At 64.7% G+C, this 26,211-nt stretch carries 19 protein-coding genes; 8 read left to right on the forward strand and 11 right to left on the reverse strand.

The annotated features are described in order from the left end of the window. Positions 1 to 17: 17 nt before the first annotated feature. Positions 18 to 1,667, reverse strand: coding sequence for an electron transfer flavoprotein-ubiquinone oxidoreductase (locus tag WBP06_RS08820; protein ID WP_395333890.1), 1,650 nt, complete (start codon positions 1,665 to 1,667; stop codon positions 18 to 20). 113 nt (positions 1,668 to 1,780) lie between these two features. Here WBP06_RS08820 and WBP06_RS08825 point away from each other — a divergent pair, with 113 nt between their 5' ends. The 3 genes from WBP06_RS08825 (at position 1,781) to moaB (ending at position 4,920) form a co-directional block, all read left to right on the forward strand. Continuing rightward, positions 1,781 to 2,554, forward strand: coding sequence for a uracil-DNA glycosylase family protein (locus WBP06_RS08825; protein WP_395333891.1), 774 nt, complete (start codon positions 1,781 to 1,783; stop codon positions 2,552 to 2,554). Positions 2,555 to 2,630: 76 nt separating this feature from the next. Next, positions 2,631 to 4,403 carry a lytic transglycosylase domain-containing protein gene (locus WBP06_RS08830; RefSeq protein WP_395334104.1) on the forward strand — a complete coding sequence of 591 codons (1,773 nt, stop codon included), beginning with the start codon at positions 2,631 to 2,633 and terminating at the stop codon, positions 4,401 to 4,403. Then, positions 4,393 to 4,920: a molybdenum cofactor biosynthesis protein B gene (gene moaB, locus WBP06_RS08835; protein ID WP_395333893.1), complete on the forward strand. Its 528-nt coding sequence runs from the start codon at positions 4,393 to 4,395 to the stop codon at positions 4,918 to 4,920. Before WBP06_RS08830 ends, moaB begins: the two co-directional genes overlap by 11 nt. Positions 4,921 to 5,024: 104 nt before the next feature. Here moaB and WBP06_RS08840 read toward each other — a convergent pair whose 3' ends face one another. From WBP06_RS08840 to WBP06_RS08870, 7 genes are all read right to left on the reverse strand, one after another. Further along, the gene (locus WBP06_RS08840; RefSeq protein WP_395333895.1) at positions 5,025 to 5,867 is read right to left on the reverse strand and encodes an arylamine N-acetyltransferase; all 843 of its coding nucleotides are present in this window, start codon (positions 5,865 to 5,867) and stop codon (positions 5,025 to 5,027) included. Positions 5,868 to 6,243: 376 nt separating this feature from the next. Then, the gene (locus WBP06_RS08845) at positions 6,244 to 7,110 is read right to left on the reverse strand and encodes an alpha/beta fold hydrolase (RefSeq protein ID WP_395333897.1); all 867 of its coding nucleotides are present in this window, start codon (positions 7,108 to 7,110) and stop codon (positions 6,244 to 6,246) included. Between the two features lie 196 nt (positions 7,111 to 7,306). After that, a complete protein-coding gene (locus tag WBP06_RS08850) occupies positions 7,307 to 8,941 on the reverse strand; it encodes an alpha-D-glucose phosphate-specific phosphoglucomutase (RefSeq protein ID WP_395333899.1) in 1,635 nt (544 codons plus the stop codon). Between the two features lie 223 nt (positions 8,942 to 9,164). After that, positions 9,165 to 9,716 (reverse strand): JAB domain-containing protein, encoded by a 552-nt coding sequence (locus tag WBP06_RS08855; RefSeq protein ID WP_395333901.1) that lies wholly within the window; start codon positions 9,714 to 9,716, stop codon positions 9,165 to 9,167. Further along, complete coding sequence (locus WBP06_RS08860) at positions 9,701 to 10,210, reverse strand: hypothetical protein (RefSeq protein ID WP_395333903.1); 510 nt, start codon at positions 10,208 to 10,210, stop codon at positions 9,701 to 9,703. Before WBP06_RS08860 ends, WBP06_RS08855 begins: the two co-directional genes overlap by 16 nt. An 88-nt stretch (positions 10,211 to 10,298) precedes the next feature. Further along, on the reverse strand, positions 10,299 to 10,643 hold the full coding sequence (locus WBP06_RS08865; protein WP_395333905.1) for a hypothetical protein: 345 nt from the start codon (positions 10,641 to 10,643) through the stop codon (positions 10,299 to 10,301). Positions 10,644 to 10,709: 66 nt separating this feature from the next. Next, positions 10,710 to 11,264 carry a helix-turn-helix transcriptional regulator gene (locus WBP06_RS08870; protein ID WP_395333907.1) on the reverse strand — a complete coding sequence of 185 codons (555 nt, stop codon included), beginning with the start codon at positions 11,262 to 11,264 and terminating at the stop codon, positions 10,710 to 10,712. Between the two features lie 339 nt (positions 11,265 to 11,603). Between WBP06_RS08870 and WBP06_RS08875 the strand changes: the two genes are divergently transcribed. After that, positions 11,604 to 14,501 carry a TonB-dependent receptor gene (locus WBP06_RS08875; protein ID WP_395333909.1) on the forward strand — a complete coding sequence of 966 codons (2,898 nt, stop codon included), beginning with the start codon at positions 11,604 to 11,606 and terminating at the stop codon, positions 14,499 to 14,501. A 252-nt stretch (positions 14,502 to 14,753) separates the two neighbouring features. Here WBP06_RS08875 and lepA read toward each other — a convergent pair whose 3' ends face one another. Beyond that, positions 14,754 to 16,556, reverse strand: a complete 1,803-nt coding sequence (gene lepA / locus WBP06_RS08880; RefSeq protein WP_395333911.1) for a translation elongation factor 4 — start codon at positions 16,554 to 16,556, stop codon at positions 14,754 to 14,756. Between the two features lie 65 nt (positions 16,557 to 16,621). Beyond that, positions 16,622 to 19,402 (reverse strand): EAL domain-containing protein, encoded by a 2,781-nt coding sequence (locus tag WBP06_RS08885; RefSeq protein ID WP_395333913.1) that lies wholly within the window; start codon positions 19,400 to 19,402, stop codon positions 16,622 to 16,624. 215 nt (positions 19,403 to 19,617) lie between these two features. On the opposite strand from WBP06_RS08885, the gene WBP06_RS08890 reads away from it, so the two are divergent. From WBP06_RS08890 to WBP06_RS08905, 4 genes are all read left to right on the forward strand, one after another. Continuing rightward, positions 19,618 to 20,940, forward strand: a complete 1,323-nt coding sequence (locus tag WBP06_RS08890; protein ID WP_395333915.1) for an FAD-dependent oxidoreductase — start codon at positions 19,618 to 19,620, stop codon at positions 20,938 to 20,940. A gap of 172 nt (positions 20,941 to 21,112) precedes the next feature. After that, positions 21,113 to 21,640: a TlpA family protein disulfide reductase gene (locus WBP06_RS08895; RefSeq protein WP_395333917.1), complete on the forward strand. Its 528-nt coding sequence runs from the start codon at positions 21,113 to 21,115 to the stop codon at positions 21,638 to 21,640. 201 nt (positions 21,641 to 21,841) lie between these two features. Beyond that, entirely contained in the window at positions 21,842 to 23,911 is a 2,070-nt protein-coding gene (locus tag WBP06_RS08900; RefSeq protein WP_395333919.1) for a putative bifunctional diguanylate cyclase/phosphodiesterase, read from the forward strand. Positions 23,912 to 24,019: 108 nt separating this feature from the next. Beyond that, on the forward strand, positions 24,020 to 24,844 hold the full coding sequence (locus WBP06_RS08905; RefSeq protein ID WP_395333921.1) for a hypothetical protein: 825 nt from the start codon (positions 24,020 to 24,022) through the stop codon (positions 24,842 to 24,844). Between the two features lie 63 nt (positions 24,845 to 24,907). Here the strand turns inward: WBP06_RS08905 and dnaN are convergent, their stop codons facing one another. Further along, positions 24,908 to 26,026, reverse strand: a complete 1,119-nt coding sequence (dnaN, locus tag WBP06_RS08910) for a DNA polymerase III subunit beta (RefSeq protein ID WP_395333923.1) — start codon at positions 26,024 to 26,026, stop codon at positions 24,908 to 24,910. Positions 26,027 to 26,211 lie beyond the last annotated feature (185 nt).

A 26,211-nucleotide genomic window follows, 5' to 3' on the forward strand; every position in this document is an offset into this window, starting at 1 on the left:
CGGGGAGGACTGGCACATCACATATTCGGGTAGTTCGGCCCGCCGCCGCCTTCGGGCGTCACCCACTCGATGTTCTGCGTCGGATCCTTGATGTCGCAGGTCTTGCAGTGGACGCAGTTCTGCGCGTTGATCTGGAGCTTCATGCCCGAACCGTCGGGATCGACGAATTCGTAGACGCCCGCCGGGCAATAGCGCGCCTCGGGCCCGGCATAGACCGGCAGGTTGATCTCGGTCGGAACCTTGGGGTCCTTCAGCCGCAGATGGCACGGCTGGTCTTCCTCGTGGTTGGTGAACGAGTAGGACACGCTGGTCAGGCGATCGAAGCTGATCACGCCGTCCGGCTTGGGATAGGCGATCGGCTGGTAGAGATCGGCCCGCTGCGTGCACGAGGCATCGGTGTGATGCTTCATCGGCTTGGCTAGACCAAAGCCGAACAGCGTGCGCAGCCACATGTCGGCACCGGCCAGGATCGTGCCCAGCTCACCGCCCCACTTCGCCACCATCGGCTCGGCATTCTGGACGAGCTTCAGTTCCTTGGCGATCCAGCTTTCGCGCACGGCGCTGTCGTATTCGGTCAGCGCATCCTGCTCGCGACCGGCCTTGATCGCGGCGGCAATCGCCTCTGCCGCCAGCATGCCGCTCTTCATCGCGGTATGCGTGCCCTTGATGCGCGGCACGTTGACGAAGCCCGCGGAGCAACCCGCCAGCACGCCGCCCGGGAAGGCCAGTTGCGGCACCGACTGCCAGCCACCCTCGTTGATCGCGCGGGCACCGTAGGCGACGCGCTTGCCGCCTTCCAGGATCGCGCGGATTTCCGGGTGCTGCTTCCAGCGCTGGAATTCCTCGAACGGGTAGACGTAGGGATTCTTGTAATCGAGCGCGGTCACGAAGCCGAGCGCGACCTGGTTATTCGCCTGATGATAAAGGAAGCCACCGCCCCAGGCGTTGTTCTCGCTCAGCGGCCAGCCCTGCGTGTGGATCACGCGGCCGGGAACGTGCTTGGTGGGATCGATGTCCCACAGTTCCTTGATGCCCAGGCCGTAGATCTGCGGCTGGCAATCGGCTTCCAGATTGTACTTCGCCTTCAGGCGCTTGGTCAGGTGACCACGCGCGCCTTCGCAGAATACGGTGTACTTGCCCAGCAGGTTCATGCCCGGCTGGAAGTCGCCCTTGGGATTGCCTTCGCGGTCGACGCCCATGTCACCGGTCTGCACGCCGATCACCGCGCCGGCATCGTCGTAGAGGATCTCGGCCGCCGGGAAGCCCGGGAAGATCTCGATCTCCAGCGCCTCGGCCTGTTCGGCCAGCCAGCGGCAGAGGTTGCCCAGCGAACCGGTGTAGTTGCCGTCGTTGGACATGAAAGGCGGCTGGATGAAGTGCGGCAGCGCGAACTTCTTCTTCTTGGTCAGGTGCCAGTGCAGATTGTCCGTCACCGGCGTTTCGGCCAGCGGGCAGCCGTCCTCGCGCCAGGTGGGCAGCAGTTCGTCGAGCGCCTTGGGATCGATGGTCGCGCCCGAAAGGATGTGCGCGCCGATTTCGGAGCCCTTTTCCAGCACGCAGACCGACAGTTCGGGATCGACCTGCTTGAGCCGGATCGCCGTGGACAGACCCGCAGGTCCACCGCCGACGATCACCACGTCGTAAGGCATCTCTTCACGTTCAATCATGGCAGTCCCGACTCCTGGCCCCGTCATCGACCCTATTGGGCCTTTTTGCCCCAAAAATTGCGATTCACACACTTAAGCGCGCGATTAATTCGTGTTGTGCCTTGATTGGTGGAATGCGACAGGTCAAGACCCACGCGATGGATCAGGCCCTAAATCGGCAATTTCTGGACGATATCACTGCCGCGCTCGACTGGTGGCGCGATGCGGGTGTCGATTGCGACTTTCTGGACGAGCCGCGCGAGTGGATCGTGCCGGAAGAGGAGCAGGACGAGAACGGCGATCGCCTGCCCCCGCGCCGCGTGCCGGTCGTGGTGGAAGCACCGGTGGTGCCGACATGCATCGACCCCGGGCTGCTGCCTGCCGACCTGGAAAGCTTCCACGCATGGTGGTTGACCGAAACGCTGCTGGACGATGGCGGACCAAGCGGGCGCCTCTCTCCCGAGGGCAAGGCGGGCGCCAAGCTGATGGTCGTTGTCGAAACACCCGAAGCGTGTGACCGTGACCGTCTGCTGAGCGGACCGCAAGGCAAACTGCTTGACGCGATGCTCAAGGCCTTCGGCACCGCGCGTGAGGATATCTACCTGGCCAGTGCCCTGCCCCGCCCCGATCCGGTGCCCGATTGGCGCTCCGCAGGCGAGCGCGGCGTGGGCGATGCGCTGGCCCGGCACGTGAAATTGGTGGCTCCGGAACGGCTGATCGTGCTCGGCGGCAACGTTCTGCCGCTGATCGGCCACGAATCACCGCAACGCACTGCCGTTTTAAGACAATTTGATCATGAAGGAGTGAGTATACCTCTGTTGGCCGGATGGGGGCTTGCCGCGCTGCTGCAGAATCCGCGCGCGAAGGCAGGCATCTGGAGGGCTTGGCTGGAGTGGACGAGGCCCTGAAGGGAGCATCCATCCGGCCACCACATGCGGGGTTAGGTCGCAGGATGCGGGGAATTTTGACGTGAAAAACTTTGCCATGGCAGCGCGCGCCGCGGGGGTGGCTGCGCTGGCTGTCGCCACGCTGGCCGCGACGCCGGCATTCGCCAACAGCGCGGCGGTGGAATACTTCCGCACCCGCGCCGACAGTACGGCGGTCCCCTCGCTGCTCAGCCAGGATGACCGGTCCTACTACAAGCAGGCCTTCGCCGCCATCGACGCGAAGGACTGGGCCACCGTCCAGAAGATGCTGTCCGACCGGCCGGACGGGCCGCTGCACCAGCAGCTGCGCGCCGAATACTACCTCGCCTCCGGCTCTCCGAAGATCGAGCTTACCGACCTTCAGACCTGGCTTTCGCAGGGAACGGAGCTTCCCGGTGCCGACCAGATCAGCCGCCTGGCGCTGAAGCGCGGCGCGCTTTCGGTGCCTTCGGTTCCCAGCGAGCAGGCTTTCGCCCGCCTGCCGACGATGGCCAAGCGGGTGCGCCCCGCCTCGATCGACGATGGCACGATGCCCGCCGCGATCGCCTCCGGCATCAACGACCGCATCAAGAACGACGATCCGATGGGCGCGCGCCTGCTGCTGGACGGCATCGACGCCAGCCTCAGCGCATCCTCGCAGGCGGAATGGCGCCAGAAGGTGGCCTGGGCGTTCTATATCGAGAACCAGGACGCCTCTGCCTACCAGATGGCCCAGTTGGGCGCGATGGGCGGTGGACCGTGGGTTGGCGAATCGTGGTGGACCGCCGGGCTTTCCGCATGGCGCCTGGGCGATTGCGACGGCGCCGCCGACGCTTTCGACAAGACCGCGAAGAATTCCGAGAACAGCGAACTGACCAGCGCCGCGCACTACTGGCGCAGCCGCGCGCTGGTGCGTTGCCGCAAGCCGGAAGCGGCCGCCGCCGAACTGCGCCTTGCCGCCGCGCGCGATGAGACGCTTTACGGGATGCTCGCCGCCGAGCAGCTGGGCATGAGGCTGCCAGAACAGCACTCGGCCGCCGACTTCACCCCGTCCGACTGGCAGACGCTGCGCGATACGCCGAACATCCGCGCCGCCGTTGAACTTTCCGAAATCGGCGAGGATGGCCTGGCCGACGAAGTGTTGCGCCATCAGGCGCGCATCGGCAGTGCCGCTCAATACGCATCGATCAGCCGCCTTGCCCGCGATCTGGGCCTGCCCTCCACCCAGCTGTGGATGGCCTACAACGCGCCTGCGGGCGGACGGCCGGAACCGGCCAGCCGCTTCCCCACGCCCAAGTGGACCCCGGCCGGCGGCTGGAAGGTGGACCCGGCGCTGGTCTATGCCCACACGCTGCAGGAATCGATCTTCCAGACCAGCGTCGTCAGCCCCGCCGGCGCGCGTGGCTTGATGCAGATCATGCCGGCCGCCGCGCGCGACCATGCCTCCCTGCTGGGCGTTTCGGGATCGGCCACCGATCTCAACAAGCCCGAAGTAAACCTGGCGTTCGGCCAGCAGCACCTGCAGACGCTGCGCGATTCATCGGGAACGCAGGGCCTGCTGCTGAAGGTGATGGCGGCCTACAACGCCGGGCTGGTGCCGATCTCGCGGTGGAACACCGAAGTGAACTGCGGCGGCGATCCGCTGTTGTGGATGGAATCGCTGCCCTACTGGGAAACGCGCGGCTACGTGAACATAGTGCTGCGCAACTACTGGATGTACGAGCGTCAGGCCGGCGGCCCTTCGGAAAGCCGCATGGCGCTTGCACAGGACATGTGGCCGACCTTCCCGGGCCTGTCCGGCTCGCAAGGCGTGCGCATGGCAGCGAATGGAGCAATAGTGCGTGGCCATTGATCGTGAGCGTCAATTCAAGCCCATCAACATTGCCCTGCTGACAGTTTCCGACACCCGCACGGCCGAGAACGATACCTCGGGCGATATTCTGGAAGGCCGCATCCGCAAGGCCGGACATCACCTTGTGATCCGCGCGATCGAGAAGGATGATGCCGGCCTGCTCGCCACCCGTTTCAACAACTGGATCGACGACCGCGAGATCGACGCCATCGTCGTCACCGGCGGCACCGGCCTGACCGGACGCGACGTCACCCCCGAAGCGATAGACCGGGTGAAGGACAAGGACATTCCGGGCTTCGGCGAACTGTTCCGCTGGATCTCGTACAAGACCATCGGCACCTCCACCGTCCAGTCGCGTGCCTGCGCGGCGGTGGCGCGGGGAACCTATATCTTCGCCCTGCCCGGCTCCAACGGCGCGGTGCAGGACGGGTGGGACGGTATCCTTGCCGAGCAACTCGACAGCCGGAACCGGCCCTGCAATTTCGTGGAACTGATGCCGCGGCTGCGCGAAGTCTGAGGGTCGGGCATCAGTTCGCGCCAGACCTCAGTGCGTCAAGGCTCCGATCCTGAGCCATCAGGAACAGGCGGGGCGCAGGCAGATCGGGCATCTTCTCGGCCCCGTCAGGTGAATAGCGGCAGGCGCGCGGCTTCCGCATCGGTGAGCGCGATGCCCATCACCTCGCGCAGCGTTCGCGCATAGTCGGCCGCATCGGTGACCTCGCGCATTTCGCTTACGCCGTTGCGGTAGATCGAAAGCTGGCGGTCGGTCATTGCCGCGAAGCCGTTTTCCAGCACGACGCTGGCGATGCAGAGCGTGGTAAAGCGCGTATCGGGCCGCGTCGATGTCCAGTGGTTGCCCATCTCCAGATCGTCCTGCGCCACTTCGCCCAGATCGAAGACATATTGCGGCTGCCACTCGCCATGCGGCGCGCTGCGACCATCGGTTGCGCTGGCGGGGCCGGCACGCTCAAGGCGCCATTCGCCGGCCAGCGATCCGCGCTCACCACTGCGCAGCAGGCGATGCCACGCCCCATCCGGAGTCTGCGCCTGCGCCCCGTCCTCCAGCGGCAGCGGCGGCACGAAGCTGCCACCGAAACCGGCATCGGCGATCCAGGCCGCGCCCTCCATGTTGACCAGCACCAGGGTATGCGTGCGCGGCGGCGCGGCGTGTTCGGGAAGGCCCAGCATCACGCGCGCAAGCAGCGGCCGGTTGACGAGCCCGAGCGCGGACAGGGCATCGGACAGCAACCGGTTCTGCTCGAAGCAATAGCCCCCTCGCCCCTGCACCACCAGCTTCTCGAACACGCTGGTGCTGTCGATGCGAATCCCGTCACCCAGCGGAATGGCCAGATTCTCGAAACCGATGGCCCGGCGATGCGCGCTTTGCAGCGTGGCAAGGCCTTCGCGATCCATGGCGGGTGCGGCCGTCAGGCCGATGCGGGCGAAATAGCGCGTGAGGTCCATTCCCGCTCTAGAGCACTCCGGCATGGCAACGGGCAAGCCTGTTGATAACCCCGTCGATAAGATGTGTGCTCTAGGTGGAATAGCTGGTGATCACTGGTGGGAAAGGCGGGATAACCTTCCCCATCTTTGTGGATATTCCCGGCATTTCGCGTGGATTGATTGTGGGAATTATGTGCGCAACCTGTGGATCGGATGGCCGCTATGGCTGTCCGACGGCGCCATGAGAAAGCGGGGTCCCTACCTGCGCGGGGACGACGGATCTTGAGGGTTTCCGGTCAGTGAAAGCTTCGATGACGGCCATTGCACCGCCCCGCGACATTCAGCCATTCCAGGTCTCGTTGCGAAAGCACCGTTAGGTAGCCAAGAGCGACGATCTTCAACCGCGCGCGAGATCGAGGATCAGCGGCACCAGCTTCGGCCATGAGCGGAACAGCGTATGCCCGTTCCCGCCCGAATGGGTTTCGATCGAGCGCTCGTTCCACTCATCGTTGCCCCATGGCGGATCGATGAAGCGCGAATGCGGGATCAGGCGGTGCACCCATTCGGAGGTGGCGCGGGTGTGCGACAGGTCGCTGGTGCCGGACCGGAATACCAGTGTCGGCATCGTCAGCCGCGCGAAGTCGCGCTGGGTCATGCCGGGTACCGGGCTGACCGGCGAAGGCACGTAGGCAGCGGCCCATTTCTGCATCACGGCGATAAAACGTTCCGGATCCTGCGCCAGGATATAGTCGCGCGCCTGCGGGCTCTTGGCCAGATTTTCGGCCCAGCTGGTCGCCTGCAGAACCGCCTCCATGCCACCCCGGCTGGCGAGCGTGCCCGCCTCTCCGCAGTAATAAGTGGCAAGTTGCATGAGGCCGATCGGATCGCCCGAAATCCACCAGAGCGCAAGGTGCGAGCAGATTTCCGGATCGCGCGCGGCCGCCAGCATGGAGACGCGGCTGCCGCCCGATCCGCCGGCGATCACCGTAGGCCCAAGATCCAGCTTGCGGATCAGGCCGGCCAGCGCCTCCGCCTGCATTTCGGATTCACTCTCACCCAGCAGGCAGGCATCCGAGGCACCGCAATTCGGCCGGTCGTAGATCAGCACGCGGCGACCCGCCTTCACGAAACCTTCCGCCATTTCGCGCAGGCCCGGCACGTCCATCGTGAAACGCCCGCCCGGCGTCAGCGCGACTGCCGGGTCGCCTTCCCGCCCGAGCAGTTCATAGGCAATGCCGATTCCACCCACGTCGATCCGAGGCATCCGCGTTCTCCCCAATGCGCCCTTCTGGGCGTCGTGGCGGCGATGCTCGACCGCAATCGGGGTTCGCGCAAGGCAGAGGCGGCGATACCGCCCCCGCGTTGCGCCGGCGTGCCTTGAGGATCAGCCTGTGGATATCCTGTGCAAATGATGCGCAGAACCTGTGCATTTGCAGGGATAACCTCAGACGGCGAACCGGTCAGGTAATGACGTCGGGCGAAGTCCGTCCGGTATGGCGCGCGATCCCTGCGATGGAATCGACGGCGGCGATCTGCGATTCCAGCATCGCATCGTTGTCCGCCAGGATGTGGCCCGAAGGCGGCTCGTATCGTTCGAGGTAGACACGCAGCGTCGCCCCTTGGGTGCCGGTTCCGGAAAGGCGGAAGACCACGCGACTGGCATCATCGAACAGCACGCGCACGCCCTGGTTCTCGCTGACCGAGTGGTCCACCGGGTCGGTATAGGCAAAGCTGTCCGCATGGGCGACGGTGAGCGGGCCGAACACCTTGCCGGCAAGCCCGGGCAGCGATGCCTTGAGTTCGGCCATCAGCGCGTTGGCAGCCCCCTTGTCGATCGCCTCGTAATCGTGCCGCGCGTAATAGTTGCGACCGAACCGGGCCCAGTGCGCCTTGACCAGATCGTCCACGCTGATCTCGCGCACGGCCAGGATGTTGAGCCAGAGCAACACGGCCCAGAGCCCGTCCTTCTCGCGCACATGGTCCGATCCGGTGCCGGCGCTTTCCTCTCCGCAGATCGTCACCTTGCCGGCATCGAGCAGATTGCCGAAGAACTTCCAGCCGGTGGGCGTTTCGTAGCAGGGAATGCCGAAAGCCTCCGCCACACGATCGGCCGCGGCGCTGGTCGGCATCGAACGAGCGATTCCGGCCAATCGGCCGCGATAGGCCGGTGCGATCTCGATATTGGCGGCCAGCATCGCCAGCGAATCCGACGGGGTGATATAGCGTCCCCGTCCGATGATCAGGTTGCGATCGCCATCCCCGTCCGACGCGGCGCCAAGGTCGGGCGCGTTCGGCCCCATCATCAACTCGTAGAGCGCGCGGGCATGGATCAGGTTGGGATCGGGGTGATGGCCGCCGAAATCCTCCAGCGGCACCCCGTTCACCACCGTTCCGGGCGCGAAGCCGAGGCGGCGCTCCAGAATCTCGTGCGCATAGGGGCCCGTCACCGCGCTCATGGCATCGAAGCGCATTGTGAAGCCAGAGGCGACGATCCGGCGAATCTCGTCGAAATCGAACAGCGCTTCCATCAGGTCCGCATAGTCGGCGACCGGATCGATCACCTGGACGGTCATGTCCTCCACGGTGGCCTCGCCCAAAGTGTCCAGATCGACGTCCGGCGTCTCCACGGTAAGCAGCCTGTCGATCTCGGTAGTGCGATGGTGGATCGCGGCGGTCACGCTCTCCGGCGCGGGGCCACCGTTGGCGATATTGTACTTGATGCCGAAATCCTCGTCCGGCCCGCCGGGGTTATGGCTGGCCGAAAGGATCAGTCCGCCGCTGGCACCGTACTTGCGGATCACGTTGCTGGCCGCCGGCGTGGACAGGATACCGCCCTGCCCCACCAGCACCCGCGCATATCCGTTTGCGGCGGCCATGCGGATCGCCAGCTGGATCACCTCCCGATTGTGGAAACGCCCGTCCCCGCCGATCACCAGCACCGCGCCGGGCGCGGGCTTTACGGCATCGAACACGGACTGGATGAAGTTCCCGGCATAATTCGGCTGCTGGAACACCCGGACTTTCTTGCGCAGCCCGGAGGTGCCGGGCGCCTGACCTTCGTAGGGAGTGGTGGGAACGGTCACGATCCGGGTCAAAGTACGTGTCTCCATGTGAGGGCGGGGAGGAAGGTGTGCAATCGTTGAGGCGCCAAGCTGTTCCAGCGGCTATGAAACCTCCAGAACGGCGCCCCCCCTTTAGCCAAGATGTCTGGAAGCGACACGCTGCAATCTGGTGACACCGCACCCAATGTCAAATGCGCGAACGGGTCATTTCGGTGCAACTGTGCAACCTGTGGGACCAGTAACCCGATTTTTCCCGTCAGATCAGCCCTCTATCGCGCATGCTGACCACTTCATGGGTGCCCACGACGATGTGATCATCCAGCGCGAATTCCAGCGCGGAGAGCACCTCGATACAGTGCCGCGTCGCGCGCAGGTCCGCTGCGCTGGGCTCCGGATTGCCGGAGGGGTGGTTGTGCGCGATCACCAGCCGCCGTGCATTGAGGTCGAAACCCCGGCGCACTGTGCTGCGCAGCGGCAGCGTAACCATGCTGCATTGCGCGCCGGGATAGAAATCCTCGGCAATGAACAGCCCTTCCGCCGTAAGGTACAGGATCAGCACGCATTCCTCGCGCAGGGTGCTCAGGCGGCGCACCAGATAGCGGCGCAGGCGTGGATTTCCCGGCTCGGTCGGCTCGCCGTAAAGCGCCTCTCGCATGGCCAGCATGCCGATGTCGCGCGCGACGGCGATCGCGGCGGCCAGCACATCCTGGGCATAGGGCTTGTTGCCGATCGCTTCGGCAAGCGCATCGGCCGGCGCGGAATAGATGCCACGCAGCGATCCGAAGGCGCGGATCAGGCGGAGGGCCATCTCCCGGGCATCCCCGCCGGCATAGGGCTGAAGGACGCGCGCCAGGATCGATAGCTGCCCGGTGTCTTCAGCCGCCGCGTGTGAGCGATCAGGCCACAGGCCATTGCGGTGGCCTGCACGTAAGACGGCATTATGCTCATCGCCAGATAGGCCGGCCCCCGCAGATCCTGGACCAGCATCGGATAGATATGGCTGGAAAAAGCGATCAACTGTGCCGCTCCTATCCACAGCGGATAGCTCCGGTTGGCGCAGAGCGCGACGGTGAGGAACACGGCAAGGCCGATGCAGTCGATCGCAAAGTGGCCAAGGTTCACTCCCATGAACATCACGGCATGCTGATTGGTGATCAGATGATAGATCCGATCGATGACCAGCATGCCAAGCAACGTGGTCGTCAAAATCCGTTCAGGCGCCGCACCGCGGCGCAGCGCCTGAACAAAAAGTACGATCAGCAGGGCATGTAGCAGGTAAGCCCGCGCAACAAGAATCAGCACGGCAAGGCCCGCGTAGCAGGATCAGCAGACCACCCCCCGGTGCCATGCTGTCCCTTCAGCGCATCTGCTACAGCGCCGGTGCCGTGGCTCAGGCGGAGAGCACCACGCCCGCGCCCATGTCCTCTACCAGCACGGCGGAGGCCGGGCAGGCTTCGGGCTCGTCGATAATGGCCTTCACGTCGCGGCCGGCATCCAGCAGCGCGCGGTGAACGCGGATCATGTCGTTCTGGCATTCCAGCAGCGAGCGCTGCGACTTGGCCAGGCGCAACAGCGCGCTCTGCCCGGTGAAGTTGGCAACGCCTTCCACCTGGCGTGCCAGCAGCATCGATTCCATGAGGCGGGCAGAGGCAAGCAGCGCCGAATCCAGCGAGACTTCGGCCTCTGGAAGCTGGCGGCTGATACGCGCGGTGGCTGCGGAAATCGTCATCGACATGTAGACCCTCCTGCGACATCCCCGGCACGAACGGGGAGCCCAAACATGACCAGGATCGAGGCTGGCTCACGAAAACGGGATCAGCGCCGTGGCCAGATCCAGGCCGAACACCGCCACGAGCAGCAACCCGCCGGCGATCAGGACCATGGCTGCCATGCGGTTGAGACCGGCATCGTTACCATCGAGCACCTCGGGGACGAGCCGGTCTACGGGTTCGGCATGCCAGGGCGCTTCGATCTTGAAGGTCACCCCGTCCGACAGCCTCAGCCGATCGGCCTGCTCGTCCTGATCCCACTCTTCGGTCGCATCGGCAGTGGGCGGAACCTGAGGATTCTTGTCTGGTAGAGGATTATAGGCTGTATCCGCCGGGCGCAGATAATGCCTGTAAGCGCGTGCCAGTTCGGCGCGCGGCGGGGCGCCGGTGCGGTTGCGGACACCTTCGATGCGCTGGTTCACGGCGCTTTCGGAAATGCCCAATTCCCAGGCGATTTCCTTGCTGGTGCGATTCTCCGCGACCAGGCGCAGCACTTCGTGCTGCTTTTCCGTCAACGATGGCAGCACTTCCAGAACACGCCGGAACTGTGCCGGTGACTGCTCATGTGCCCAACAATCGAATTCCATCGGACCCGTTTATCCCCGTTCCGACGGGGTATCCGCCACCCCGCCAGTCGTTGTTGCTACATATATGTCGGTAACCAATTCGTGATCAACCCGAGGCTTCGTCATAAACTATCGAGAGCGCGCTTTCCCCGCGCACGAATCGTTCGTTTGCGGCGGCCGCTCTGCCTTAAAGACGGCATTTCCTGCAATGGCTTTAACTATGCCTGAAAACCCAACACTTTAGCCTAGCTAAGGCGCAGGATCGGCAAGCGTGACGACAACTCTGTCACGACCATTACAATTTCTTACTATTCGAGGATTTCCGCCAACGCGCCCACGATCTAGCCGGGAATCATGAGGATGCCCGAACCTGTCGCCACCCGTTTGCCGCCCGGCCCGCTGAAGGGCCGCCACGGCGTGCTGTGCCTGATTCTCGCCTCCACGGCGATTACCGTTCCGATAGAGGTGCGCGCGCAGCAGGCAACGAAGGCGTCCGCAGCGCCGGCACAGCCGGCAACGACCAAGGGCAGCACGGCCACTTCCGGTGAGGACGCCGGCAGCACCGACGAGATCATCGTCACCGGACAGGCCCCGCCGGGCGCGGTGATCGGTGACATTCCGCCCGAAAACCAGATCAACCAGGGCGAGATCGCGTCCTATGGCGTCGATTCGATCAGCGACCTGCTGAACGAGATCGCCGACCAGACCGCCAGCATCTCCGGCCGCGATTCGTCCAGCGGGCCGGTCGTGCTGGTCAACGGCAAGCGCGTGTCCGGCGTCAACGAGGTGGGCGACCTGCCGGTGGAATCGGTGCTGCGCGTCGATATCCTGCCCGAAGAAGTGGCCATCAAATATGGCTACGACGCGCAGCAGAAGGTGGTGAACATCATCCTTAAGCGGCGCTTCCAGTCGCGCGTCGCCAATCTGGAAGGCGGCCTGTCCACCAAGGGCGGCGGCGGCCAGGGCAACGGCGCCTTCACTTACACCAAGATCCATGACAACGACCGGCTGAACCTGACCGGCAAGATCACGTCGCAGGCCGCGATCCTGGAAAGCGATCGCAACATCGTGCCCGATCCAGACAGCGGCGTCACCGCGACGAACGGCCTGGCCGATGACCGTGCCTATCGCACGCTTCAGGCCTCCACCCGCAATTACGCGCTGGCCGCCAGCCTTGCGCACGATCTGGGCGGCTCCGCCAACCTCTCGTTCAACGTCAAGGGCACCTACAAGACCAGCCGTTCGCTGGACGGCCTTGCCACCGGCGATCTGACCGTCCCGGCGGACAATCCCTATTCCACCACCGGGTCGGAGGCAGCCTTTACCCGCTACCTCTCCACCGACCCGCTGAACAAGGCGGTGAACAGCGGCGACGTTGCGGCGGGAACGACGCTGAATGTGGACCTGTCCACCCGCTGGAAGCTCTCCGTCGTCGCCAGCTACGATCACAGCGAATCGGATACCCGCACCGAAACGGGCTACGATACCGACGCGCTGCAGGCGGCGATCACCGGCAACGACCCCTCGGTCGATCCCTATGGCACCCTCTCGCCCAGCCTGCTGGGAAGCATGCTGACCAATCGCGCCAAGTCCAACAGCGATACCGGCAGCGCCAGCGCGCTGATCTTCGGAAAGCTGCTGAAATTGCCGGCGGGCGACATGGGCGTCAGCTTGAAACTGGGCGGCGACTTCACCTCTCAATCGTCCAGCACCACCCGCAACGGATCGGTGACGGACAGCGACGCCAACCGCACCAACGGCAATGCCAAGCTTTCCGTCGATATTCCGCTGACCAGCCGCAGCAAGCATGTGCTGGGCGCCATCGGATCGTTGAGCGTGAACCTCAACGGCGGGATCACCCAGGTCTCCGACTACGGCACGCTGGGCACCTTCGGCTATGGCCTGACCTGGACGCCGGTGGACGGGGTGACCCTGATCGCTGCGGTCAACGAGGATCGCAGCGCCCCCACCGTATCGCAGCTGAGCGGCCCGGTGATCACCACCACCAACCAGCGCGTCTACGACTATGTCACCGGCCAGTCGGTGCTGGTGACGACGGTTACGGGCGGAAATCCCGATCTGAAGGCGGATGACCGCCACAGCTTCAAGCTGGGCCTGACCGCCAAGATCCTGAACGAGCCGAAGCTCAATTTCAGCGCCAACTACGTGAACAGCCGCAATCGCAACGCGGTGATGAGCATCGGCGGCGTGACCGAGGACATGGAAGACGCCTTCCCCGATCGCTTCGTGCGCGACGATACGGGCACGCTGGTCGGCGTCGATGCGCGCCCGGTGAACGTCTATATGCAGCGTACCGAGCAAGTGCGCTGGGGCTTCAATTTCTCCACTCTGCTGCGCAAGCCCAAGCGCCCCGAGCGGCCGCCATGGGCGCGCCCGGGCGAGAACGGCCAGTGGCGCGGTCGCCGTGCCGGTGGCCAGAGCGGCGAACAAGGCGGACAACAGGGCGGCCAGCCGTCTGGCGCCGCCGCAGCACAGAACTCGCCCGGCCAGCCCGGCGCCGATAACGAGATCACCGTCAACGGCCAGCGGGAGCAGGAAGGCCCCGGCGGCTTCGGCCCGCCCCCCGGTGGATTCCCGCCCGATGGCCCTCCGCCAGAAGGTTTCCGCGATGGCCCCCCGCCCGATGGCTTCGGCCCGCCTCCCGGTGGTGGGCCCGGTGGTCCGGGCGGACCGGGTGGCCCCGGTGGAGGACCTGGTGGCGGCCCCGGCGGCTTTGGCGGTGGCCGTGGCGGGCGCGGGTTCTCCGGCGGCAGCGACAACGGCGCGCGCCTGCTGGCATCGGTCTACCACACCTGGGTGCTGCGTTCGGACGTGCAGCTTACCCAGGATGGCGAGACGATCGACCTGCTCCACGGCGGCACCGTCACCGGTAGCACGACACCGCAGCACAAGATCACCGCCAGTCTCGGCGTCGTGGACAACGGCGTGGGGATGCGACTGGAAGGCAACTGGCAGAGCGCGACGAAGGTCACCGGCGACACCATGTCGAGTTCGACCGGGGACCTGCACTTCTCCTCGCTGGCGACGCTGGACCTGCGGCTCTTCGCGAACCTGCAGAACCGATTCCGCGGCAAGGCATGGGCGCGCGGCACGCGCGTCAGCCTCTCGGTCGAAAACCTGTTCGATACGCGGCAGACCGTGACCGATGCCACCGGCGCCACGCCTTATGCCTATCAGAAGGACTATCTGGACCCGATGGGTCGGACGGTGCTGCTCTCGGTCCGGCGGATTTTCTGACGGGTTATGGCCGGGGCGTGGTTTGCGCGCTTCGGCCGTCGCGTCTGGTCAAAGGGAAGCGGGATCCCCGCCTTCGCGGGGATGACGGCATTGAAGGTTGTTGGAGGTAGTGGATCATCCCGCCTCCACCACATCGTCATCCCCGCGAAGGCGGGGATCCCGCTTCCCTTCCCCAACGCCACAGCAAAAAAAAGGGCAGGAGAGCCATGCTCCCCTGCCCTTTTCAATTCGCTGCAAGCGAGGCTGTCGGCCTCACTCCTCGCCCATGCGAAGGGCGGCGATGAAGGCTTCCTGCGGGATCTGCACGTTGCCGTACTCGCGCATGCGCTTCTTGCCTTCCTTCTGCTTTTCCAGAAGCTTCTTCTTACGCGTGATGTCGCCGCCATAGCACTTGGCGGTCACGTCCTTGCGCATGGCCGAAATCGTCTCGCGCGCGATCACCTTGGCGCCGATGGCGGCCTGGATCGGGATCTTGAACATGTGGCGGGGGATCAGTTCCTTCAGACGCTCCACCAGCGCACGCCCGCGCGGTTCGGCCTGACCGCGATGGACGATCATCGACAGCGCATCGACCGGCTCGTTGTTCACGAGGATGTTCATCATCACGAGGTCACCCTCCTGAAGCCCGATCTGCTCATAGTCGAAGCTGGCATAGCCGCGGCTGATCGACTTCAGGCGATCGTAGAAGTCGAACACCACTTCGTTCAGCGGCAGTTCGTAGGTCACCTGCGCGCGGCCGCCGACGTAAGTCAGGTCCTTCTGGATGCCGCGACGGTCCTGACAAAGCTTCAGGATCGAGCCGAGGTATTCGTCCGGCGTGTAGATCACGGCCTTGATCCACGGCTCTTCCATGAAGTCGATCTTCACCGGATCGGGCATGTCGGCCGGGTTGTGCAGTTCCTTCACGGTGCCGTCGGTCATCGTCAGGCGATAGACCACGGACGGCGCGGTGGTGATGAGGTCGAGGTCGTACTCGCGGCTCAGGCGCTCCTGGATGATTTCCAGATGCAGCAGGCCCAGGAAGCCGCAGCGGAAGCCGAAGCCCAGCGCCGCGCTCGATTCCATCTCGAAGCTGAAGGAGGCATCGTTCAGGCGCAGCTTACCGATCGATTCGCGCAGCTTCTCGAAGTCGTTGGCATCGACCGGGAAGAGGCCGCAGAACACCACCGGCTGCACTTCCTTGTAGCCCGGCAGCGCCTGCGTGGCGCCCTGCTTCACGGTGGTGATGGTGTCACCGACCTTGGCCTGTTCCACTTCCTTGATCTGCGCTGTGATGAAGCCGATTTCACCCGGGCCCAGTTCGGGCAGGTCGATGCGCTTGGGCGTGAAGCAGCCGACGCGGTCGATCAGGTGCTCGGTGCCGCCCTGCATGAACTTGACGTTCAGGCCCTTCTTGATGACGCCGTCGATTACGCGCACCAGAATGACGACGCCCAAGTACGGATCGTACCAGGAATCGACCAGCATCGCCTTCAGCGGCGCGGTGCGGTCACCCGAAGGCGCCGGAATTTTGGCGACGACGGCTTCCAGAATCTCGTCGATGCCGATGCCCGACTTGGCGGAGGCCAGCACCGCTTCGGACGCATCGATGCCGATCACTTCCTCGATCTCGTTGCGCACCTTTTCCGGTTCGGCGGCGGGCAGGTCGATCTTGTTGATCACCGGCACGATCTCGTGGTCGTGCTCAATCGACTGATAGACGTTAGCCAAGGTCTGCGCTTCCACACCCTGCGCGGCGTCCACCACCAGCAGCGCGCCTTCGCAGGCAGCCAGACTGCGCGACACTTCGTAGGCGAAGTCGACGTGGCCCGGCGTGTCCATCAGGTTCAGCTCATAGGTGAGCCCGTCGGACGCGGTGTAGTTCAGGCGCACGGTCTGCGCCTTGATGGTGATGCCGCGTTCCTTCTCGATATCCATGTTGTCGAGCACCTGCGCGCTCATCTCGCGGTCGGAGAGGCCCCCGGTGCGCTGGATCAGGCGGTCGGCAAGCGTCGACTTGCCGTGGTCGATATGGGCAATGATCGAGAAATTTCGGATCTGGGCGAGTTCGGTCATGGAAGCGCCGTTAGCAGCGCTTTGATCGTTTGGAAATGCGGCGCGCGCGCATTTTCAAAGCGGGTTCAGCCAACCTTGCGCAGCGGGCCGCTCTCGCTCGGCTCGAACAGGGTGCGCGAAGGGGTGAACAGCACCGCGCCGTGGGCGTCCAGCTCCAGCGGCGTGCCGAATTCCACGCCCATGTGATCGTCCCGACACCAGCGCGCGGTGGCCAGCACCACGTTGTCCTCCGCCAGATGGAGCGAGAAGCAGGTTTCCACCGGCACGTTCCACAGCCCCTCCACCAGCGCGCCGGTCTGCGACACGTTGCGGATCGTGGCATGGTAGATATGGCCGCCATGCTCCAGCATCACCTTGCGCAGCATCGTCTGGCGCGGGGCCCGCGCCGAACGCGGCCCCTGCGCCACCGCACCCAGCCCCAGCGTCAGCCTGGCGGCCGCGCCGACTGCGGTGAGCGGCTTTTCGTAGATATAGCCCTGGATATGGCTGCAGCCCAGCAGGCGCACGAGGTCCAGCTCGTCCAGCGTTTCCACGCCTTCGGCGGTGGTTTCCATGTTCAGCGCTTCGGCCAGGCTGACGATGGAGGAGATGATCGCCCCGTTGCGGCTGCCCTCGATAGTGGCGCCGCGCACGAAGCTCTGGTCGATCTTGATCTTGTCGAACGGCGCTTTCTTCAGATAGCCGAGCGAGGAATAGCCGGTGCCGAAATCGTCCAGCGCCAGACGCACGCCCACCGATTTCAGCGCCGAGAACATCGCCTCCGTCGACTTGTCCTCGCCCAGGAACACGCTTTCCGTGATCTCAAGCTCAAGCCGCGACGCGGAAATGCCCGCGTCGGCAATGGCGCGCGTGACGATCGCCGGCAGTGCCGGATTGGAGAACTGCAGCGGCGAGACGTTCACCGCCACGCGCACATCTTCCGGCCAGGCAGCCAGATCGCGGCATGCGGTGCGCAGGGCCCATTCGCCGATCTGGGCCACCAGCCCGGTTTCCTCGGCCACCGGCACGAACTTCGCGGGCGACAGGTAACCGTGGCGCGGATGGTTCCAGCGCAGCAGCGCCTCGAACCCGGTGATGCGCTCTGTCGTGGTGTGGATCTGCGGCTGGTAGTGCAGTTCCAGCGTCCCCAGCACGATCGCGTCGCGCAAGTCCTGCTCCAGTTGCTGGCGCTCCTTGGCGTCCGAATGCAGGTCATCGTCGTAGAAATAGTGCCGCCCGCGCCCGCTGCCCTTGGCGGCGTAAAGCGCCAGGTCGGCATTGCGGATGATCTCTTCCGCCGTGCTGCCATTCTCCGGGCAGAGCGAAATGCCGATGGAGGCGCCGATGGTGACGCGCACACCGTCGATCTCGTAAGGTTGCGACAGGTTCTCGATGATCCGGCGCGCGATATGGGCAAGGCCCTCGTGCTGGTGATGCCCCGGCAGCAGCACCTTGAACTCGTCCCCGCCCAGTCGGCCGACGCGGCCCATCGCCCCCACCGTGGTGGTCAGACGCTCGGCCACCTGCTTCAACAGGGCGTCCCCGGCGGGATGGCCCATCGTGTCGTTGACCTGCTTGAAACGGTCCAGATCGAGCAGGAACACCGCGCAGGCGCGGCTTTCCAGCCGGGGCGAGGTAAGGATCTTCTCCAGCCATTCCGCCATCTGGAAACGGTTGGCCAGCGCGGTCAGCGAATCGAAGCGCGCCAGCAGCGTTACATGCTGTTGCGACTTGCGGGTTTCGGTCAGATCCGTGCCCGAACCGCGGAAACCCAGGAAATTGTGAAACTGGTCCAGCACCGGCCGGCCGGAGATCGACCACCAGCGCTCATCCGCCTCGGCGGTGGCGGCGCGCACGGTCAGGTCCTGGAAAGAGGATCGCGTGGCCAGGTGGAAGGCCAGCGTGCGCTCGCTTTCCGGCTGCCCGCCTGCTTCGACATGGAACAGGCCGGTGAAGGGCCGGCCCACCAGTTCGTCCTGCGTGCAGCCCATCAACTGGGCGATGCGCGGCGATACATAGGTGATCATGCCGCGCCGGTCGCTTTCCCAGAACCAGCCCTGCCCGGTATCCTCGTACTCGCCCAGAAGCTCTTCCGCGCGGTGCTGGCGCATGTCCTGCTCGGCACGGTGCGCCGATTCGGCCGCCGCCTCGCGCACCTGCCGCATGGCGACCACCAGCCCCAGCCCGCACCCTGCAGCCAGCAGGCCGAACGAATAGACCGATGCAGACGGCAGCGATGCGCCGAACCACAGCGCCACGGTCGCCGCCACGATCGAGGTCATCCGCCCGTTGAGCAGCACCGTCGCCAGCAAGACCAGCAGGACATGGCCCTTGACCGTATAGCCCGCCTCCACCGCCGGCTCCCACAGCGAAGTGGCAAAGCCGAACAGCGCCATCGGCAAGGCGATCGCCAGCAGCATCAGCGGATAGCGCAACGGGCTGTCATGCCGCTGCCGATCCTCGATTCGCGCCAGCAAGGGCGCGGCCAGGCAGCCGGCCGTGGCCAACAGTGCCAGCAGAATGGTGGACTGCCCGGGATGCGTGCCGGACAGGAGACCGGTCATCACCAGCACGCACACCATTGCCGGGGCCATCAGTTCCCAGCGCCGGGCGACAAAGTAGAACAGCGGATCGCTGCTCGGCCCTTTCGGCCGCAAATGCGCGAAATTGCCGGCCATGCCGCGCGGTTCGACTTTCGTGGGAAGATCGACGACGGGACTCACACGGCCAGAATCGGAGCCGGAATCCGAATCGAGATCCGAATCCACCCGCCCCTCGGCTCGTTCCTGCAATAGCCCGGACACGCGCTCGCCCGGCACGCCCTTGCGCACGGTGTGCCGTCTCCTGCGGGAAGCTGTAATCGCCATGTCCCGCTCTTGCGGTCCGGCCCATTTCAAAAGGGTTAAATCCGCGAAGGCTCAAAAGCGTGAAAATCCGATTTTACAGGGTGTCACAGGGGCTAACACCTGGTTCACGACTGGTCGCAAACGGGCGTTTTCGCTTGCCCCGCCCCCTGCCCCATGCTTGCTTGTTTTTTGACGGGGCGCACGCCCGGTGCGCTCTTTCACGGGAGAGCAAGTCCATGCGACATATCGCGATCGTGGGTTCGGGTCCGGCCGGCTACTACACGGCCGAAGCAGCGCTCAGACAATGGGGCGAAGGCGTGCGGGTCGACATATTCGATGCCTTGCCGGTACCCTTCGGACTTATCCGCAGCGGCGTTGCCCCCGATCACCAGTCGATCAAGGGCGTTTCACGCCGCTACGAGGCGACCGCGCTGACCGACAATGTGCGCTTCATCGGCAATGTCTCCATCGGCCGCGACGTCACCGTGGGCGAATTGCGCGATCTCTACGACGCGGTGGTGCTGGCCACCGGCGCGCCCAACGATCGCAAGCTGGGCCTTCCCGGCGAGGATCTGGCCAATGTCTTCGGCTCCGCCGCCTTCGTCGGCTGGTACAACGGCCACCCGCACTTCTCCGGCCTCGATCCGCAGTTGTCGCACGATACGGCGGTGGTGATCGGCAACGGCAACGTCGCGCTGGATGTCGCGCGCATCCTGGCGAAGTCGCAGAAGGAGTTCGAAGGCTCCGACATCGTCACCCATGCCTTGAAGACGCTGACCGGATCGCACGTGCGCCGCATCGTCATCCTCGGCCGGCGCGGGCCGTTCCAGATCGCGATGACGCCCAAGGAACTGGGCGAACTGACCCTGCTCAGCCGCGCCCGCCCGCATGTGGACGCGGCGGACCTTCCGGCGGAAACCGGCGACGCGGCACTCGAACCCGGCCAGCGCAAGGCCGTGGGCCACTTGCGCAGCTTTGCCAAGGCCGCCCCGGCCGAGCCGCAAGTCGATGAAGTCTCCATCGAATTCGATTTCTACGCCGCCCCCCGCGCGATCCTTGGCGACACCCGCGTCGAAGCGGTGGAGGTCGAACGCACCCGGCTGCAGGATGGCAAGGCGGTCGGCACCGGAGAGACCTATCGCATCCCGGCCGGGCTGGTGGTGGCCTGCATCGGCTATCAGACCTCGCCAATTCCGGACGTGCCCTATGACGATCAGCACGGCCGCTTCGCCAACGAGGACGGGCGGATCGCGCCCGGGCTCTACTGCGTCGGCTGGGCCCGGCGCGGCCCCACCGGCACGATCGGCACCAACCGGCCCGACGGATTCGCCATCGTCGAACGCATTGCCGAGGATCTGGGTGGCTTCCGCGCGGACGGCGCCGGCAAGCCCGGCCGCCCCGGTTTCGACGCGCTCGCGGCCGAACGCGGGATCGACTACGTGAAGTTCACCGATTGGCAGAAGATCGACGAGGCGGAAATCGCCAATGCCCGCAACGGCGCACCCCGCGAAAAATTCGTGGCAGTGGAACGGATGATCGAGGCGACCGGCAAGCGGTAGGCTGCTGCCCCATCCCTGGTCATGGCGAGCGACGCGAAGCCGGCTTCGCGTCATCGCCTTGACGAATGGGGTGGGTCTTGCCCGTCCGCCGCGCAACCTTACGGCGATTTCATTGGTTCGCCCCCGACCTCCTGCTATGCCCGTTGGATTAGCGAACAGGGGGTTACGCGACATGAAGATCAAGCAGGTTGGCGCCGCATTGGCGGCGGCGCTGATGCTGGCCGCGCCATCGGGCATGGCGGATTCCAGGGCCGAGGCCAAGGGCAGTTCCACGCCGGTGGTCGGGCAGCCGGCGCCCGATTTCGAAATCACTCTGATGGATGGCAGCAAGGTAACGCTGGCGCAGCTTCGCGGGCAGGTGGTGGTGCTCAACTTCTGGGCAACCTGGTGCGTGCCCTGTCGGACCGAACTGCCCACGCTGGACAGGTATTATGCGATCCAGGCGAAGCACGGCCTGAAAGCCTTCGCCATTACCACGGAGGGTTCGCTGCCGGCGTATCAATTGAAGGCGCTGTTCAAGGCCATGGCGATTCCGGCCGGCCGCAGGATCAAAGGGCCTTACGGGCCGCTGACCGGCGTGCCGACGAATTTCGTGATCGATAGGGCGGGCGTGGTACGTTACGCCAAGGCCGGCGCCTTCGATCTTGACGATCTGAATGCCGTATTGGTGCCGTTGCTGGCCGAAAAGCCGCCAGCCTGATCTTTGCCGAACAAGCCCATTTCGGAAAACACAGACCGATCGGCTTTCATTATTACAATTTGATGACAGATATTCGAAATAAATTATTGTTATTCTTATGATTTCTTAGGCTTTCCCGTCTACTTCACCATCCGCAAATCAAGTCCGGGACCGGAGATCCGTTCCACTGTCTCCGGCCTGACAAGAATTTCGGGTGCGCTGATGTCATCATGGAAACCGGCCGTCGGCCGACTGTTCTCTTCGCTGGAAACGCGCCTGGTCGGCGCGCTGATCCTGATCGTGGCGGCAACCGGCCTGCTGCAGATCGTTACCCAGCGCGAAGCGTTTGGCCTGCGCCACGATGGCGAGGCGCTGGTCCATGCATCGGCCATTGCCGAAAATGCGGACCAGTTCGCCGAAGCGGTCGGCAAGCTGCGCATGGCCACGAACCGCGGCCTTGCCGCCAGCGACGAGGACGGCACCGGTAACGAGCTTACCGATGCCGCCATCGCCATCGGCGACAAGCTGGGCCGGCTGCGCAACAGTGGCATGGCGCTTTACGATCTGCCCGAAGCCTCCGATCCCTTTGCCGATCTTGACCGGCACGTCGCCGCGATCCTCAAGGTGCAGTCGGGCGACATCGCCCGGCGCGGCCTGATCGACCGGATCGAGACGCGCAACAACGCCATGGCCGTGCTGGCCACGCGGATCGTCGAGCGTGCCCACGCCGAACGCGAAGCCGCCCAGCGCCGCCTCGTCGCCTCCATCGCGCGCTGGCAGATGCTGGTGCTCGGCACGGGTCTGGTCACCATCCTGATCGTGTCGCTGGTGCTGTTCGATATTCTGAAGAACATCCTGCCCGCCGTACGCCGGATGCACCGATCGCTGCAGAGCCTGGCCAATGGCGACCTCGATATCGAGATCGGCTCTTTCCGCCTGAAGGAGCTTCAGGATCTGTCGGGCCCCCTGGAAACCTTCCGCCGCAATGCCAAGGCGGTGAAGAATCTGGCCTTCAGCGATGCCGCCACCGGCCTGCCCAATCGCCGCGCCTTCCAGGAAGACGTGACCTGGCTGTTCAGCGCCGCGCCCGAACGCCACTTCGCCTGCATGTTGATCGACATCGACCGCTTCAAGCACATCAACGACGACTACGGCCACGCGGCCGGTGACGATCTGGTGCGGCTGATCGGCGGGCGTCTGAAGACCAATCTGGGCGATGCCAGCATCGTCGCGCGCGTCGGCGGCGATGAATTCGCCGTCTGCATGGAACTTTCCGACAGCGAATCCGTAACCGGGCTGGCCTCGCGCCTCACCGATTCGATGCGCACCCCGTTCAGCCTGGGCGAATATTCGGTGGCCATCACCGTCTCGATCGGCGTTGCCGAGGTCGCCGCATCGCCCGATGTCGACATCGACGAGATCCTGCGCAACGCCGACATGGCGCTCTATGCCTCCAAGAAGAACGGCCGCAACTGCGCGACCGGCTTCGCCCCGCAAATGGCGGAGGAGCGCGCCGTCGACCGGGCACTGGAAAAGGATCTGGAAGCCGCGTTCGAAAAGGGCGAATTGCGCATGGTCTACCAGCCCATCCACCCGGTTTCCGAAACCGCGCGCGAAGTGGAGGCGCTGGTTCGCTGGAAGCACCCGGTGCTGGGCGAAGTGCCGCCCTCCACTTTCATCCCCGCCGCCGAACGCAGCGGGCTGATGGTGCGGTTGGGCGAATGGATCATCCGCCGCGCGCTGCAGGATTTCGCCCACTGGCAGAATGACATGCTGATGAGCATCAACCTTTCGCCGCTCCAGTTGCAGCACGACGGATTCAGCGCCTTCCTGCTGGATGCCTGCAGCCGCCATGGCATCGCGCCGCATCGTCTGTTCCTGGAAGTGACGGAATCGCTCTCCATCGAACGCAACACCCGCGCGCTGCTGACGCTGAACCTGCTGCGCAATCTGGGCTTCCGCATCGCGCTGGACGATTTCGGCACCGGCTATTCCTCGCTCTCGATGGTCAAGAGCTTCAAGTTCGATCGCATGAAGCTGGACCGCAGCCTGGTCATGGACCTGGGCCAGGACCCCGCCTCGGTCGCGGTGCTGGAAGCGGCGGTGACGATGGCCCGCCATGTCGGCGCCGAAGTCGTGGCCGAAGGGATCAGCGAGGAACACCTGATAGACGCCACCAAGGGCGCCGGCTGCACGCACCTGCAAGGCTATTTCTACAGCCGCCCGATCGAAGCGATCGAAGTGCCGCACTATTTCACCGCATCGATGATGCCCCAGGCCGAGGTGGCGTAACGCCGGACGGCACCCCTCCGGCCCAAGGCGCGTGGGCCGGAGCACTTTTCAGGCTTCTTGTCCGGGCCGGCTTCGCATAACTTCGCCCGACTTTTGGAGGGAGGCCTGATGCTCGCTGCCGCAATCGCCCTGATCGCCCAGGCTGCCGCGCCCACACCGGTGCCTCCGCCCCCTCCCCCTTTGCATTCGGGCACGATTGCCATGACATGCCCGGTCGGCGGCGAGAAATTCACTGCCGCCACCGTTCCGGTCTATGCCGTGTTCGGACGGCGCCCGGATGGAAAGCCTTATTCGGAAGTGCCTTTCCCGCATCCGATTCCCCAATGCCCGGGCAACGGCCTTGTCGTTTTCGACAAGTTCACCGCCGCTGAAACCGCCGAACTGGCCAAGTGGATCGAAACGCCGGTCTATCAGGCCATGCGGGGGACAGAATCGCCCTTCTATCGCGCCTATTGGCTGGCCCGGAAGATCGGGCGACCCGATGCCGACGCGCTGGGACTGTTGCTGCCCGCCATCTGGCAGGCCAAGGGCGATGATCGCAATGACAACCGGCGCCCCCGGACAAGGCGCTACCAGCAAGTGCTGATCGACGCGGTGGAGCAACTTCCCGCAAGCGTTCCACTTGAAGACCGGGTCTGGCTGCAGGCGCACGCGGCGAACGCGCTGCGCGAAATGGGTGACTATGCGAAAGCCGAAACGATGCGCCGGCGCGCCGAAACGGCCCTGCCCCAGTCGATCCGCCCCGACCTGGCGACTTACCTTCAGCAGCTGGGCAAAGTCATCGCCCGGCACGATCGCGCGGACGAGCCGCTGGACATGATCCCGGAAGTCCAGGCCGCCATCATCTGCAAGAACGATCCGCCCAGACAGGCGTTCGATCGCTCTTTCTGCGCACAGCCGTCCATCGCCGATATCTACAAGCAGACCGGGTAGGAACTGAACGAAAAAGGCCGGAGCTTTCGCCCCGGCCTTGTCATTTCGGCGATAGGATCGCGATCAGACGCGCATCGGCATCAGCACGTAGAGCGCGGGGCTCTTCTCGTCCTGACGGATCAGCGTCGGCGCGCCGGCGTCGGCAAGGTGCAGTTCCACCGTGTCGCCGTCGATCTGGCCAAGGATGTCCTTGAGATAGTTGGCATTGAAGCCGATCTCGAAACCGTCCGACGAATAGTCCGCCGGCACTTCTTCAGCCGCCGTGCCGTTGTCGGGCGAAGTGACCGACAGCGTCACGCGGTCCTGCTCCAACGCCATCTTCACGGCGCGGGTCTTTTCGGTGGCAATGGTCGCCACGCGGTCCACGCCTTCGAAGAAGCTCTTCGGGTCGACCTTCAGCAGCTTGTCGTTCCCGGTCGGGATGACGCGCGTGTAGTCGGGGAAGGTGCCGTCAATCAGCTTGCTGGTCAGCACCACGCCGTGCTCGCCGCCCAGCGTGAAGCGGATCTTGCTGGCCGAAAGGTCCACCAGGACGTTGGTGTCCAGCGCTTCTTCCAGCAGCTTGCGCAGCTCGCCCACGCATTTGCGCGGCACGATCACGTCCGGCATGCCCTGCGCGCCCTCGGGGCGGGCCAGCGTGAAGCGGGCCAGGCGGTGACCGTCGGTGGCGGCGGCCTTCAGCTCGTCATCGGTGACGTGCAGGAAGATGCCGTTGAGGTAGTAGCGCGTTTCCTCGGTGGAGATCGCGAAGCGCGTGCGGTCGATCAGCTGGCCCAGCGTCGCCGCCGAGATTTCGAAGCTGGTCGGCAGTTCGCCCTCTGCAATCACCGGGAAGTCGTCACGCGGCAGCGTCGGCAGCTGGAAGCGGCTGCGCCCGGCCTTGACCACCATGCGGTTGTCCGAGGCATCCAGGCTGACCTGGCTGCCATCGGGCAGCTTACGCGCGATGTCGAACAGCAGGTGCGCCGAAACGGTGATCGCCCCCGCCTGCTCTACCGAGACCGCGCCCACCGTCTCGACCACTTGCAGGTCAAGGTCGGTCGCCATGATGCGCAGGGAGCCGGTGCCCGAAGCCTCGATCAGCACGTTCGAGAGGATGGGAATGGTGTTGCGCCGCTCGACAACGGACTGCACGTGGCTGAGGCAGCGCAGGAGCGTGGAACGTTCGATGGTGGCCTTCATGTCAGCCTCAGGTCCCCCTTGGTCGGGCTTGGGACGCCCGGTTGACACGGACAATCCCGAATTTCAGGACGAATATCTCTAGCGAACGTAAGGCTTGCGGCAAGCGAGTAATGGCGTGGATCAGGCGAAACTGGGGATAAATCGGGGGTTTCCGATGCGATTTCCGTTCGCCGCGGCCATCCGCC

The sequence above is a fragment of the Novosphingobium mississippiense genome (assembly GCF_044029535.1).
In the GTDB taxonomy this organism is placed as follows: Bacteria; Pseudomonadota; Alphaproteobacteria; order Sphingomonadales; family Sphingomonadaceae; genus Novosphingobium.